This is a genomic window from Cytobacillus firmus DS1 (assembly GCF_000565285.1).
Classification (GTDB): domain Bacteria; phylum Bacillota; class Bacilli; order Bacillales; family Cytobacillaceae; genus Cytobacillus; species Cytobacillus firmus_A.
This window is the reverse complement of the sequence record NZ_APVL01000009.1, coordinates 119,095-133,900: the sequence shown is the minus strand read 5'-3', so window position 1 is coordinate 133,900 and position 14,806 is coordinate 119,095. Positions and strand designations below refer to the sequence as shown.

At 43.1% G+C, this 14,806-nt stretch carries 11 protein-coding genes and 1 other annotated feature; of the genes, 6 read left to right on the top strand and 5 right to left on the bottom strand.

The features are described from left to right. The first annotated feature begins 216 nt into the window (after nt 1-216). The 4 genes from PBF_RS13490 (at nt 217) to motS (ending at nt 4,364) form a co-directional block, all read left to right on the top strand. Complete coding sequence (locus PBF_RS13490) at nt 217-1,293, top strand: bifunctional 3-deoxy-7-phosphoheptulonate synthase/chorismate mutase (RefSeq protein ID WP_035330346.1); 1,077 nt, start codon at nt 217-219, stop codon at nt 1,291-1,293. A 299-nt stretch (nt 1,294-1,592) separates the two neighbouring features. After that, on the top strand, nt 1,593-2,591 hold the full coding sequence (gene ccpA / locus PBF_RS13485; RefSeq protein ID WP_035330345.1) for a catabolite control protein A: 999 nt from the start codon (nt 1,593-1,595) through the stop codon (nt 2,589-2,591). A 236-nt stretch (nt 2,592-2,827) separates the two neighbouring features. Further along, entirely contained in the window at nt 2,828-3,646 is an 819-nt protein-coding gene (motP, locus tag PBF_RS13480; RefSeq protein WP_035330344.1) for a flagellar motor protein MotP, read from the top strand. Next, a complete protein-coding gene (gene motS / locus PBF_RS13475) occupies nt 3,636-4,364 on the top strand; it encodes a flagellar motor protein MotS (RefSeq protein WP_035330343.1) in 729 nt (242 codons plus the stop codon). Before motP ends, motS begins: the two co-directional genes overlap by 11 nt. A 78-nt stretch (nt 4,365-4,442) precedes the next feature. On the opposite strand, the gene PBF_RS13470 is transcribed toward motS, so the two are convergent. The 3 genes from PBF_RS13470 to PBF_RS13460 all read right to left on the bottom strand — a co-directional run bounded on the left by PBF_RS13470 (nt 4,443) and on the right by PBF_RS13460 (nt 7,116). Beyond that, the gene (locus PBF_RS13470; RefSeq protein ID WP_035330342.1) at nt 4,443-5,615 is read right to left on the bottom strand and encodes an acetoin utilization protein AcuC; all 1,173 of its coding nucleotides are present in this window, start codon (nt 5,613-5,615) and stop codon (nt 4,443-4,445) included. Then, entirely contained in the window at nt 5,612-6,259 is a 648-nt protein-coding gene (locus PBF_RS13465) for an acetoin utilization AcuB family protein (protein ID WP_035330448.1), read from the bottom strand. Before PBF_RS13465 ends, PBF_RS13470 begins: the two co-directional genes overlap by 4 nt. A gap of 224 nt (nt 6,260-6,483) precedes the next feature. After that, nucleotides 6,484-7,116, bottom strand: coding sequence for a GNAT family N-acetyltransferase (locus PBF_RS13460; protein ID WP_035330341.1), 633 nt, complete (start codon nt 7,114-7,116; stop codon nt 6,484-6,486). Between the two features lie 225 nt (nt 7,117-7,341). Between PBF_RS13460 and acsA the strand changes: the two genes are divergently transcribed. Then, nucleotides 7,342-9,060 (top strand): acetate--CoA ligase, encoded by a 1,719-nt coding sequence (gene acsA, locus PBF_RS13455; protein WP_035330340.1) that lies wholly within the window; start codon nt 7,342-7,344, stop codon nt 9,058-9,060. 104 nt (nt 9,061-9,164) lie between these two features. On the opposite strand, the gene PBF_RS13450 is transcribed toward acsA, so the two are convergent. Then, entirely contained in the window at nt 9,165-12,029 is a 2,865-nt protein-coding gene (locus PBF_RS13450; protein WP_035330339.1) for a transglycosylase domain-containing protein, read from the bottom strand. Nucleotides 12,030-12,182: 153 nt separating this feature from the next. Further along, nucleotides 12,183-12,407: a binding site (T-box leader), on the top strand. A 76-nt stretch (nt 12,408-12,483) separates the two neighbouring features. Between PBF_RS13450 and tyrS the strand changes: the two genes are divergently transcribed. Then, nucleotides 12,484-13,743 (top strand): tyrosine--tRNA ligase, encoded by a 1,260-nt coding sequence (tyrS, locus tag PBF_RS13445; RefSeq protein ID WP_035330338.1) that lies wholly within the window; start codon nt 12,484-12,486, stop codon nt 13,741-13,743. Between the two features lie 179 nt (nt 13,744-13,922). Here tyrS and rpsD read toward each other — a convergent pair whose 3' ends face one another. Next, nucleotides 13,923-14,525, bottom strand: a complete 603-nt coding sequence (gene rpsD / locus PBF_RS13440; protein WP_035330337.1) for a 30S ribosomal protein S4 — start codon at nt 14,523-14,525, stop codon at nt 13,923-13,925. Nucleotides 14,526-14,806 lie beyond the last annotated feature (281 nt).

Sequence of the window (14,806 nt, the reverse complement as noted above, 5' to 3'; positions counted from 1 at the left end):
TACTTAAAAGCGTTTAATTAATAAAGAAATTTTTCGTGACATGTCTGAATAATTCATATATAATAACCCTAATTATAAAAAATGTATCACATATCCAGAGGCCGTAAAAGAGAAAGATGGAAATGCTTAACTCGGTGCGCATTTAAATGCGGGCTTTGTGCATGCATCCTGAAACAGCCACGGCCTAAATTGAGATTCGAAAGGAAGGGACAGGAAATGAGCAATAATGAACTAGATAAACTTCGTGATCGAGTGGATGAGCTGAATCTTCAGCTTTTAGCTTTAATCAATGAAAGAGCAGAACTTGTTCAAGAAATCGGAAGAGTAAAGGAAACACAAGGGGTTTATCGTTATGATCCTGTCCGAGAACGCAAAATGCTGGATTTGATAAAAGAGCATAATGACGGTCCTTTTGAAAATTCAACAATTGAGCATATGTTCAAGGAAATTTTCAAAGCAGGCCTTGAACTTCAAAAAGATGATCATAGAAAAGCGCTTCTTGTTTCACGCAAAAAGAAGCCTGAAAACACAATTGTGGACTTAAAAGGTGAAAAAGTAGGAGATGGCAATCCTCATCTTGTTTTTGGCCCATGTGCAGTTGAATCTTATGAGCAGGTAGCAACTGTTGCTGAAGCTGTTAAAGCGAAAGGGCTTAAGCTTCTTCGCGGAGGAGCATATAAACCAAGAACATCGCCATATGATTTTCAGGGTCTTGGCCTAGAAGGCCTGAAGATTTTAAAAAGAGTGGCAGATGAATACGATCTGGCAGTTATTTCTGAAATTGTAAGCCCTAATGATATTGAAACAGCTGTAAATTATATTGATGTTATTCAAATCGGTGCAAGAAACATGCAAAACTTCGAGTTATTAAAAGCAGCTGGTGCTGTAAATAAGCCAGTTCTTTTAAAGCGCGGGATTGCAGCTACAATCGAAGAATTCATTAATGCAGCGGAATATATCATGTCCCAGGGGAACGGACAGATCATCTTGTGTGAGCGCGGAATCCGCACCTACGAACGGGCAACACGCAATACACTGGATATTTCGGCAGTGCCAATCCTTAAGCAGGAAACACATTTGCCTGTACTTGTTGACGTTACACATTCAACTGGCCGCAGAGATTTGCTTCTTCCCGCAGCAAAAGCAGCACTGGCAATCGGCGCAGATGGCGTAATGGCAGAAGTCCATCCTGACCCGGCTGTTGCCCTTTCAGATTCAGCACAGCAAATGGACTTAAATCAATTTGACCATTTTATGTCTGAACTTCAATCTTCAGCATTGCTAAGAGTGTGACCATCGGGATAAGAGCCTTCTCGCATTCTGATTCAGCATCAATGGAGCTATTTCAAAATATGGAGAGCCCTTCGCTAATTGCAGAGGGCTCTTTTTCGCTTGTAAAGTGAAATTTTAAGTTTTTTTCAGAAATATAAGCCTTGACATTGCGGCAATTCCTGGACTGTCGTATGATTAGATACATAATTGTACATGTGTAACCACTCACAAATTAGGATAAAAAATGAGTAGGTTATGTCGTGTTGCTGTAAAATATAAAGTAATAGAAGTGACCGCTAATTAAAGAAGGAGTGTCAGTAATGAATGTAACAATATATGATGTGGCAAGAGAAGCGAATGTATCAATGGCAACGGTTTCTCGTGTTGTAAACGGCAACCCGAATGTTAAACCCGCAACCAGAAAAAAAGTAATGGAAGTCATTGACCGGCTTGGGTACCGCCCCAACGCGGTTGCGAGAGGATTGGCAAGCAAAAAAACCACTACAGTCGGTGTGATCATTCCCGATATTTCCAGCACCTTTTTTGCAGAACTGGCAAGGGGCATAGAAGATATTGCGACAATGTATAAATACAATATCATTCTCAGCAACTCCGATCAGAATATCGAAAAAGAGCTGCACTTGCTTAATACTATGCTTGGTAAACAGGTGGATGGAATAGTCTTCATGGGCGGCAACATTACGTCGGAGCTTGTAGAAGAGTTTGAAAAGTCTCCTGTTCCGATCGTACTGGCCGGCTCTATTGAAGAAACGGGCAAAATTCCATCAGTCAATATTAATTATGAACAGGCAGCATTTGATGTCACAAAGGCATTTATTGAAAAAGGCCATAAAGATGTAGCTCTTGTGGTAGGACCCCTCCGCGAGCCGATTAATCAGGAAAAGAAGCTTGCAGGCTATAAGCGTGCATTGGAAGAAGCTGAAGTATCCTTCCGTGATGAATTGGTGGTTGAAGGAGATTATACGTACGATTCAGGTATAGAATCCTTTGAAAAACTGCTTGAGGCTGAACCTCGTCCAACTGCTATTTTTGCAGGATCTGATGAAATGGCTTTGGGAATCGTCCATGGGGCTGAGGATAAAGGGTATGATGTACCTAAAGACTTTGAGGTCATCAGTTCAGACAATACCAGATTGACTTTAATGGTACGTCCTCAACTGACATCAGTGGTACAGCCATTGTATGATATCGGTGCGGTTGCCATGAGATTACTTACAAAGCTTATGAATAAAGAATCAGTCGATGAGCAAATTGTTGTACTTCCACATCGAATTGAAGAACGAAGCTCAACAAAATAGAAAATATGCCGATATAAAAGAAAAGTGGAAGCGCCTCAACCAGCCCCGACAAGCGCTGGAGGCCAGAAGTTGATGTCGTTCTTTGACTTCAGCATCTGGAGCGAAGTGCCTCGAGGGGCTAGGCGCTGCAGCTAGACAAGGGAAGAAAGAAAAACGCCTTAATATGAAAGGCGTTTCTTTCTGTCAAATTTTATACTGAAATTTTTAGATAATGCAGCGGATCAGGGAGAGAGAGTATGAGAAAGTTCGATATGTTAACACCTGCAGGGTTATTGGTGGGCCTGGCTATGCTCATTTTTGGGATTATGTGGAATGGAGGAACAGATGGGTTTTTATCATTTGTTGACCCTTCTTCAATCCTTATTGTTTTAGGCGGATTAATAGCCGGGCTGCTTGTTAGTTTTCCGTTAAAAGATATCAGGCATATGGCCACCGTTTTTAAGCAGGTTTTTTCCAGTGAAGAACAAAGCGTTGGCGAGCTGATTGGAATTTTTGTCAAACTCTCTGAGCGTGCCCGGCGTGAAGGGCTGTTGTCGCTTGAGGCTGAAGTCGAGAAAGTCGAAGATTCTTTCATTCGGAAAGGCATTTATCTGGCTGTGGATGGTATAGAGCCCGATGTCATTACTGACATTATGAATGCCGAAATAATGGCGATGGAAGAGAGGCACAGAAAAGGCAGAAGCATTCTTGAAAGAGCGGGTGAGTATGCTCCGGCATGGGGAATGATAGGAACCCTGATCGGTCTGGTTCTGATGCTGAAAAATTTAAATGATCCCTCCACTCTTGGGCCAAACATGGCCATTGCCTTATTGACTACATTATATGGCTCACTTCTGGCCAATCTTATTTTTCTGCCGATGGCAGCAAAGCTGGCTTTAAAGACAGAGAAGGAAGTATTTTTAAAGGAAATCATTATTGAAGGTGTTATCGGTGTTCAATCCGGTCAAAATCCAAAAATTCTGGAGGAGAAGCTGAGTGCCTTTTTATCCTCTGAGGAACGGAGAGAGCTTGAGAACGCAGTAAGCGCGGGGGAGGCGCTCGATCATGAGGCGTAGGAGAAGATCTCCTGAGCCTCCCAAGGGTGCCCCAGGCTGGATGGTGACTTTCTCAGATCTCGTCACATTAATATTAGTTTTCTTTATCCTGCTATTTTCAATGTCACAGATTGATTTAATGAAATTTCAGGCGATATCTGACTCCTTCCGGGACAGACAGGTGCTTGATTTCCAGCCGTCCATCATTCCAGCGGAGAATCAGGGAGAAATGGAAGAAAATACGGAAAAAGAAGACAGCGGGCAATCAGATTCGCTTGATGAGCTCCAAATGGAAATTCAGTCGTTTCTGGATGAAAATGGATTAGATAAGGTTATAGTGGCAAACAGGACGGAGCGTGGTGTCGTTCTCGTCCTGCAGGAACAGGTTTTATTCGAATCAGGGGATGCCAGTCTGATAGAGAGCTCATTCCCTTTCCTGGATAAAGTAGGAACCCTGTTAGCAAAAATGCCCAACCTGGTGAAGGTGGAAGGACATACTGATGACCGGCCCATAACTACATACAGGTATCCATCCAATTGGGAGTTATCTGCTGCCAGGGCCAGTACAGTAATCAGATATTTAACAGAAGGACATAAACTAGACAGCCACAGATTTATGGCTGTCGGCTACGGGGAAACCCGTCCCATCGTTCCCAATTCAGGACCGGAGAATTGGGAGAAAAACAGGCGTGTTGAAATCATTATTTCTGATCCGAAATTTAATGAAGAGAACAATTAATAAACAGGTCCGGCATTAGCCAGACCTGTTTATTTACATGAAGAAATTGCAGCCGGATGTTGCCGGCCAGTTACTTTTTTATATAGACTCTGTCATTGATTTGTTCCGGATGGGGTAAAGAACCTTGTCCACTGTCCGGGCATTTTTTTCAGTAATTTCACTTTTACGGGGGATAGGCTTATATAAATCAGCCGGATCATCCCATTCAAGGGGAAGAGGCACAGGTGCGTGTTCTTTCCACATGTTTATCCATTCCACCGGGATATTGCCGTAACAGTTAGAGTTTTCAGTCATTTCTAGCCAAATCATGGCCCATGCCCGGGGAACAACTCTCCAAATATCATAACCGCCACCGCCGACTGCAATCCATTTCCCGCCACAATATTCATGGGCAATTTCATGAGCTAATTTCGGAATTTCCCTATAGATCTTTATAGTTGATGATAAATGGGTAAGTGGATCAAGATAATGGGCATCAGCACCATTTTGCGTCAGTATTACATCAGGCTTGAAAAACTCCGCAACCTCCCGAAAAGCTGTACGGTATGCATGCAGCCAGGAGTCGTCTTCAGTAAAAGCGTCCACGGGAATATTGAAAGAGAATCCATATCCTTTCCCTTGTCCCCGTTCATTGATATTTCCGGTACCGGGAAAAAGGTATCGGCCAGTTTCGTGAATTGATAGGGTGCATACATCCGGGTCATCATAAAATGACCATTGGACACCGTCACCATGATGAGCATCAGTATCTACATACAAAACACGGGCTTTATACTTTTCCTGTATGTATTTTATGGCTACTGAGCTATCGTTGTAAATGCAAAATCCCGAGGCCTTTCCCCTAAAACCATGGTGAAGGCCTCCACCCAGGTGCAGTGCATGCTTAGCACGTCCGCTCATAACGGCATCAACGGCTGCGAGGGTGCCTCCTGCTATAAGGGAGCTCGCTTCATGCATATTGGGAAATACGGGTGTGTCCTCAGTCCCAAGACCATAGTTTTCACATGATTCCTCCGGAAGCTGTCCCAGGCCGGCAAGCTTGACAGCATTCACATAATTTGGATCATGAATCAAGTGAAGCTCTTCATCCGAAGCCTGGCGCGGCGGGATAATATGACAGTCATCGATGGCATTTATATTTTTGAGCAAATCAAGTGTCAGCTTCAGCCTTATCTGATTAAAAGGATGATTTTTGCCGAATTTGTAATTCAGCAGGTCTTCAGAATAAACAAATACTGAATCATGTGTCATAGTGAAATCCCCGGCATGTTTGGCCATAAAACGTGATGGCCTGCTTTTTTCAAATCTTCTACTACAAGTGTAGGATTCATTGTCTGTACCCTTATCACCAATATTTTAAATTTATCATCTGTTTTGTCAGGGTATACAAGGACACTCTGGATATTTGCCTTCCTTTTGCAAATGACTTCAGCGATTTCAAACAGCATGCCCGCCTTGTTCGGCACCTTCACTTCAATCTGCGAGCCTGGCTGATGAGCTCCCGTCAATTGAACTAATGTATGAAGCAAATCGGTTTCTGTGACAATCCCAACCAGCTTATTATCGTTTAATATGGGAAGGCAGCCAATCCGCTGCTCATAAAAAACCGCAGCAATTTCTTCAGCAAAATCAAGCGGATGACCAGTGATGATATCTGTCTTCATAATCATTTTTAACGGTCTCTGCAGATCTTCCTTAAACAGTTCTGTATGAAAAATAGAAGGTGTGGCGTCCCGAATATCCCTATCTGTTACAAGTCCCTGGAGCCTGCCACCTTCATCTGTTATTGGCAAATGCCGGATTCTTTTTTCACTCATAATTCTTATGGCATCGGCAATAGTGTCTTCTTTTGACAAAGCCGTGACATCCGTTTTCATAATTTCTTCAACAATCACTTTAAATGCCTCCTTATAAAGTGAAACTTCAATCAGCGGGGGTTTTCCACTGATTGTTAGTTGAACCAATCGGGCCATTACGGGCAGTTTGACCCCCACTTATCCTCCTTTGATTCCTCTGAGTCTTGAAGCGGGGTCTTACTGCCCGTTAGACTGCGATAAAATATATGGAGATACAATCATGCAGGAAAAGTCATAGCATGAACTATGTATTTACACTTCTATTAATACATAAAGCGATTCATAAAGCGCAAACGGTCAAATTGCTGCACAGAATCCTGGTCTACTCTTTTTCCGATTCGGGCCATGAGGCAGTTTGCAGGGTGAGAACTGATTTCCGGGTCATCTGTGGCGTACCATTCAAGACCGCCTGCATTCATCATCTTTTCCATGATTTTTCGATATTCCCATACATTCAGGCCAGTTCCTTTTAAATCCCAATGCCAATAATACTCTGTCGTTATAACAATATAATCCTCCATAGCATCATCCATCATAGATACTTTCAGCAGGTTCTTGCCTGTTCCCGAACCCCGGAAAGCAGGAATCACTTCTATGGCACCCAATTCAATTAAATTATCCATCTTACCTTCAGACCAGCGTTCTAGAGGATCCGGATACAAATAAGTAACATAGCCGACAATGGTATGTCTGTCACGGGCTACTATAATTCTGCCCTCAGGCAATCCCGCAATCTCAACAAGGGCTTTATGCTGCTGAGCCGGCGGCCTGAAAGCGACAAGGTCTTTATGAAACTCATAATCTGACAATTTTTCGGGTGTAATCGGCCCCTCAATGATTAATTTTCCATTGGCTGTTTTTAATTCCTTTGCATTATACGTTTTGTTATGTTCCATGTATTCACCACCCAGGTAGCATGATCAATGTACCTTCTATTATACATAAAAACGCTGGTGATAAAGCGCTTTCACATAATTTTCTGTGTAATTTAAAAAAGTTTGTGACAATTTATGAATTTGTTCATAACTTTATATTTTCTCTCCTTCAAAATTTTAAAAATTGAGAAAATATAATGTTTATACTATAATAATATCAAATCTAAATAAGGGGGAGAATCATTTATGAAAGTGGAAGCGCTGCCAGTAACGCAAGGGGACTTCAATTTAAAAAATTATGATGAACTTTATGAGAATTTTAACTGGGCTGATGCGGAAAAAGAATTCTCATGGAAAGAAACCGGCCGCATGAATATGGCCTATGAGGCGATCGACCGTCATGCGGAATCTTTCAGAAAAAATAAGGTTGCCCTTTATTATCGCGATGGACAGAGAAATGAGAAATATACTTTCAAAGAAATGAAGGAACTATCCAATAAAGCGGGAAATGCATTAAAAGCATTTGGAGATGTTGAAAAAGGCGACCGGGTGTTCATCTTTATGCCGCGTTCTCCTGAGCTCTATTTTGCCGTATTGGGGGCTGTTAAGCTGGGAGCTATTGTGGGTCCTCTATTTGAAGCTTTCATGGAAGGGGCTGTCCGTGACAGGCTTGCTGACAGTGAAGCAAAAGTCCTGATTACAACACCTGAGCTTTTGGAACGGGTGCCTGTTGACCAGCTGCCTGCTTTAAAGCATGTTTTCCTTGTTGGGGAAAATATCGAGGAAACCGGGCCATATGTTAATTTTAATAAAAGAATGGCTGAATCTAGCAGGAAGCTTCCAATTGAATGGGTTGACGGAAACGATGGGCTTATTTTGCATTATACTTCCGGTTCAACAGGCAAGCCAAAAGGAGTGCTGCATGTACATAATGCAATGGTTCAGCATTACCAGACAGCTAAATGGGTGCTGGACTTAAAAGAAGAAGATGTATATTGGTGCACTGCTGATCCAGGATGGGTAACCGGTACTTCATATGGTATTTTCGGCCCGTGGCTGACAGGGACTTCAAACCTTGTGGTCGGGGGCAGGTTCAATCCGGAGACCTGGTATAAAATGATTGAGGAGTATGGCGTTACAGTTTGGTATAGTGCTCCGACTGCATTCCGCATGCTGATGGGAGCGGGCGATGAAGTGGTGAAAAAATTTGATTTAAGCTCCCTTCGCCATGTCCTCAGTGTTGGTGAACCGCTAAATCCTGAAGTTGTCAGATGGGGTACAAAAGTCTTCAGCATGCGCATCCATGATACATGGTGGATGACTGAAACAGGTGCACAGCTCATCTGTAATTATCCTTGCATGGAAATAAAGCCTGGATCCATGGGTAAGCCGATTCCGGGTGTAAAAGCAGCCATTGTCGATGATCAGGGAAATGAACTGCCGCCTAACCGTATGGGCAACCTTGCGATTAAAAAAGGCTGGCCTTCCATGATGCATGCCATCTGGAATAACGAGCAAAAATATGAATCTTATTTTATGCCTGGTGATTGGTATGTTTCCGGAGATTCCGCTTATATGGATGAAGATGGGTACTTCTGGTTCCAGGGCCGTGTAGATGATGTTATCATGACATCTGGCGAACGTGTAGGGCCGTTTGAAGTAGAGAGCAAGCTGATCGAACATCCTGCGGTTGCAGAAGCTGGGGTTATCGGCAAGCCGGATCCTGTCCGCGGCGAGATTATTAAAGCGTTTGTTGCTTTACGGGATGGATATGAACCTACTGAGGAATTAGTGGAAGAAATCCGCCAATTCGTTAAGAAGGGCCTAGCTGCCCACGCTGCTCCGCGTGAAATCGAATTCCGCGACAAGCTTCCAAAAACCCGCAGCGGCAAAATCATGCGCCGTGTGCTTAAGGCATGGGAACTGGATCTGCCAACCGGTGATTTGTCTACAATGGAAGATTAAGAAGGTTCAAGGCCGCTGTTCCAAAACAGCGGCCTTCCTGTGTTTATACGAAAGGTGCAAACGAAGAAAAAGCAGAAATCCATTAGCTGGATTTCTGCTTTATTTTAATCATTTTCAGCTGCTGTGTCTCCGTCTTCACCAGATTCTGATGGTTTATCTTCCTTAGGCTTTTCTTCGGCTGGCGGATCTTTCGGTTTATCTTCCTTAGGCTTTTCTTCCTTAGGTTTCTCTTCTTCCGGCTTTTTGCCGATTTCCACTGCATTGGATGGAGCAGACTCTCTGCCGGCAATGTCAACGGCTGTTACATGGATTGAGCCGCTTCCAGCTTTAAAGCTAAGGGAGGAGCCGGCTTTTATGGTACCGACTTTTTTACCTCCGTTATAGACACGATAACCTATCACATCTTTTTCAGGGTGTGCGCCCCATGTAATGCTTTCACCCGAAGCTTTAATGCCTGGAGCTGCCGGGGCTTTACCGTTGTCTTTAAGCTGGTCAGCGCTGGTCAGGATGCTCTTCCAGCGTTCTTTATTCGGAATTAGAGTACTTAAATTTGCTTTGATGCCGAACAGCTTTTGAATATATTCTGGATTCACAACCATTCCAGGTTCAGTAAACTCTTCAGGTGTTGAATCAAGTGCCATATATTTTTTATCGCCAATTCGTACAAGTTTTCCATTGCCGAGGCTGTCATCCACTTTTGTAGGAACAAATTTGGCATTGAATAAATCAGTCTCGACCAGGCCAGCTTTTGAACATGCCTCTGAAGGGAGCAGGCCGGAAATGGCACAGAATGAACGTCTTACGATTCCGCCCGGCATTTTAAAGCTTTCGCTTGGGTCCACAAGGTCAGGGGCAACATCATATGCTGCATTCATCAGGTCAGCCCACAGATAATTATTTCGCAGGCTATAGCTTAATGGGCCAGGAGCCTTCAATGATTTAGGCGTATCATAACCAGACCAGATGCCGAAGGTGACATTCGGGTTGGTTGCCACAAACCAGGCATCTATGAATTCAGTACCAGTACCTGTTTTCCCCGCCCAGTCAGAACCGAACTTCAATCTGCTCTTAATCGATGTGGCAGTTCCGCTGTTAATAACGTCTCTCATCATATCGATTGTAAGGTACGCTGTCTGCGGGCTAAATACATCAACAGGCTCGGACTTATGCTGGAATATGACGTTCCCATCTTTATCTGTAATTTTTTCAATCATATAGGCGTCAATAAATTTCCCGCCATTCGCAAATGTAGTAAATGCGTTTGTATTTTCTTCTACAGTTACACCGTATTCCAGTGATCCGATGGATGTAGACAAGTTTGTATAGTCAGGGCCAATAAGAGAAGTAAAGCCCATCTTTTCCAGGTAAGAAGCAGGCCGCTGTCCGACTATATCCTTATAGAGCTTTACAGCAGGGACATTGTATGAATGCTTGAGAGCATGTCTGGCTGAAACGAGCCCGCTATAGGTATTTGTATAATTCTTTGGCCAAGGTCTGTTTAGTCCTGGAGCAAGGTGCAGCGGCACATCAGGCAGAATGGTGCCCGGCGCGGCTTTTCCAAGTTCTATTGCCGGGGCATAGACTAAAAGCGGCTTCATGGTTGAACCATTTTGCCTTAGAGCGCTTGTAGCATGATTCAGCTGCTCGCGTTTGTGGTCGCGTCCGCCGACAAAGCTGATGATTTTACCGGTTTTATTTTCAATTAAGATCGCACCAACTTCTACAGGCTCCATGATTTGCTTGTTTTCTCCAGTTTCCGGATCCTTTATTGTCTCAGGTTTATCAGGGCCGTAATAAGGGTAGTTATCTTTGACCTGCTGCATCTTATCATAAATATCTTTGTTAATGGTCGTATGAATTTGGAAGCCGTTCTGGCGGATTGTCCGGTCTGCCAAAGTTCTGTATTCCTCGCGGAGCTCGTCGTCTTCTTTTAAGTCCTGTTCTTCATATCCGTCATTTTTTGCGAGAATCTTAGTCATGATGTTTACTGCACGTTCTTCAATTTCATACGTCAAATATGGATATTTTTCCAAAGGGCTTTCTGAAGGCGTAGTGAAGTCCTTAGTCAGGTCGTAAGCCAAGGCTTCCTCGTATTCCTTCTGGTCAATTTTTCCGTCGTCATACATTCTTTTAAGAACGGTTTTCATCCTGGAGAAACCTGGTTCCAGATTCTCTTTGACCGTTCCCTCCCTTGTAAAAGGAGTGTAGCCGAATGGACTCTGCGGCAGCCCTGCTATAAATGCGGCCTGAGGCAAAGTTAATTCTTTTGCACTTACCCCAAAAATGCCTTTGGCAGCTGCTTCAACTCCGGCGATATTACGTCCGGTTGCATTTCTTCCAAAGGTGGAAACATTTAGATAGGCTTCCAATATTTCTTTTTTATCAAAGAATTTCTCCAGCCGCAAAGCAAGCAGAATCTCTTTTGCTTTCCGTTCGAAAGAAACTTCATTCGTTAAGATTTGGTTCTTTATCAGCTGCTGTGTCAGTGTACTTCCGCCTGATTGAACAGATGAATTTGTTACTTCCTGAAACAGTGCGCGCATAATCGCTTTTGGCACCACACCGTCATGTTCGTAGAAATATTCATCTTCAGTAGCCACAACTGCGTTAATTAAGTGTTCCGATACATCATCAAGCTTAACTTCCTCGCGTTCCAGGTCTGTTCTGAGCTTTCCGAGATATACATTATTTGCAAAGTAAAGTTCTGATGTTTCTTCATAGTTATAAATATCCTTTTTCATGCTGGCATAGGATCGGATGGGTTCATCCTTTACAAGCGATGCGAAATAACCGGCTCCCAATCCTCCCGCGAATGCACCGCCAATGACAGCCAGTATGATAAAAAGCAAAGTAATATTCCAGATGACCTGGTATGTAATACTTGCTCCTTTAGCTGCTTTCTTATTACCGAAAAGGCCCGGAGTCTGCCTCAATTTATCCATTAACATCTGAAACTTTTCTTTCATCATATCAATCCCCCTAAAATCACATTTATTATAGCACAATGTGACAGCCGAATATGACATGGTTCGCCATTTATCTGAAATTTCCTTTTTTTGCACAGGCATTTGACATTTGGCTCATTTTTATGATAAAAATATTCTATCTTAGACGTTAATATTTTATAGGCATTGATGGGAATCCAGTAATGCTTCTATCCCTGTTTCAGAAAGCCGGCGTGTGCTGCGAGCCGGTACAAATAGAAGGATGAAATACCTCCCTGAGCTTTCACTGTCAACCTGCACAGCAGTTATAGCAGTGGACGGATTATCCGTTATTCAGAAAGAGTGGAGGACATTTGTCCTCAATCTGGGTGGTACCGCGCAAAATGATCATGCGTCCCTGCATAATTGCAGGGGCGCTTTTTGTATGGCTAAAACCTTCAATGCCTTTAAAAATAGCCGTTAATTAGGAGGAGTTAAGATGAGCTTACTTGAAGATCTGCAATGGAGAGGAATTGTTTATCAGCAGACAGATGAAGAGGGGATCGGGAATACTCTCGAGAAAGAGAAAATTTCTTTATATTGCGGTGTTGATCCCACTGCTGACAGCATGCATATCGGACACCTGCTGCCATTTTTAACATTAAGACGCTTTCAAAAAGAAGGCCACCGTCCAATTGTACTTGTTGGCGGAGCTACTGGACTTATTGGTGATCCAAGCGGCAAAAGCGAAGAGCGGAAGCTGCAGACTCTTGAAACAGTACAGCATAATGTGGACTGCATAAAGGGCCAGCTGAAAAGAATTTTTGATTTTGAAAGTGAAAATGGTGCAATCATGGTTAACAACTACGATTGGGCAGGCTCCATGGATATCGTTACGTTCCTGCGGGATTACGGGAAACATGTCGGAGTCAATTACATGCTCGCTAAAGACACCATTTCTTCCAGATTGGAAACAGGTATTTCCTTTACTGAATTCACTTACACCATTCTTCAGGCAATGGATTTCCTGCATTTATATGAGAACCATAACTGTAAAATGCAAATTGGCGGAAGCGACCAGTGGGGGAATATTACAACCGGACTTGAACTTATCCGCAAAATGGCGCCTGAAGGTTCCAAGGCTTACGGCCTGACAATCCCTCTTGTAACGAAAGCGGATGGAACAAAGTTCGGCAAAACGGAAAGCGGAGCAATCTGGCTTGATCCTGAGAAAACATCTCCTTATGAGTTTTACCAATTCTGGATTAACACAGCAGATGCGGATGTAATCAAATACCTGAAATTCTTTACCTTCTTATCCCGTGAAGAAATTGAAGATCTTGAAAAAGCTGTTCAGGACGAACCGCATCTCCGCAAAGCCCAAAAAGCACTTGCTGAAGAAATGACGCGTCTGATTCATGGAAATGAAGCATTAGAACAGGCTATCAAAATTACTGCTGCCCTATTTAGCGGAGATATAAAAAATCTTTCGGCCTCTGAGATTAAACAAGGCTTTAAAGATGTTCCATCTTATGAGCATTCAGAAGGAGAGGAATTGGGCATAGTTGACTTGCTTGTGGCTGCCAAAATTTCTCCATCCAAACGACAGGCGCGTGAAGATGTGACGAATGGCGCTGTTTCAATAAACGGAGAACGCGTAACAGAGCTTGATTACACTCTAACTGATAAAGACAAGATTGAAAGTCAATTTACTGTCATTCGCCGCGGAAAGAAGAAATATTTCCTGATCAAATACTAATAAGCGAAAGCCCTCCTGTGACGGAGGGCTTTATTTATATATAATTGAATCAAAAATGGGTGGACAGATAGCTGATCCTGTTGATTAAAGACGAAAGTAGGAGTCGAGGATGTAAAGTGGGAGTTAATCCAGCAGATAACAAAAAAAACTGCCGAAATGCATCGGCAGTTTTAATATTATTAACGAGAGTAGAATTCAACGATTAGAGATTCGTTGATTTCAGCTGGAAGTTCAGAACGCTCAGGCATGCGAGTGAAAGTTCCTTCTAGCTTGTCTGCATCGAAAGATACGAAGTCAGGTACGAAGTTGTTAACTTCGATTGCTTCTTTAACGATGTCAAGGCTGCGAGATTTTTCGCGAAGTGTAATTGTTTGGCCAGGTGCTACGCGGTATGATGGGATATCAACGCGAGATCCATCAACCATGATGTGACCGTGGTTAACAAGCTGACGAGCTTGACGGCGAGTGCGTGCAAGACCTAAACGGTAAACAACGTTGTCAAGGCGTGATTCAAGAAGAATCATGAAGTTTTCACCGTGCTTACCAGGCATTTTGCCGGCTTTATCGAATAAATTGCGGAATTGACGCTCATTTACGCCGTACATATGACGAAGCTTTTGCTTCTCCTGCAATTGTAATCCGTATTCAGAGATTTTTTTACGCTGGTTTGGACCATGTTGACCAGGAGCGTAAGGACGCTTTTCTAATTCTTTTCCAGTACCGCTTAGAGAGATTCCAAGGCGACGGGATAATTTCCAGCTTGGACCAGTATAACGAGCCATTTAAGACTCCTCCTTTTGTGTTTTTATTTGGGTAAAATAAAAACAGAAACAGATGCGCACAACAATCATGTTCATTTTGTTTTCATGTACCTTCGCCCTAGCAGCAGAGGGTTACACAGTACCCCATCCCCAGAAACATGTAAGTCGCCAAAGGCGCCTGAAGCCAGATAATGCTAACTTCAATGCTCTGGTTGAGGAACAAAATGAGTACATCAAGGTGCTCACATAGGCTGCAATATTTTACACAAGGAGTATTATATAATTTTTAGATGGTAAAAGTC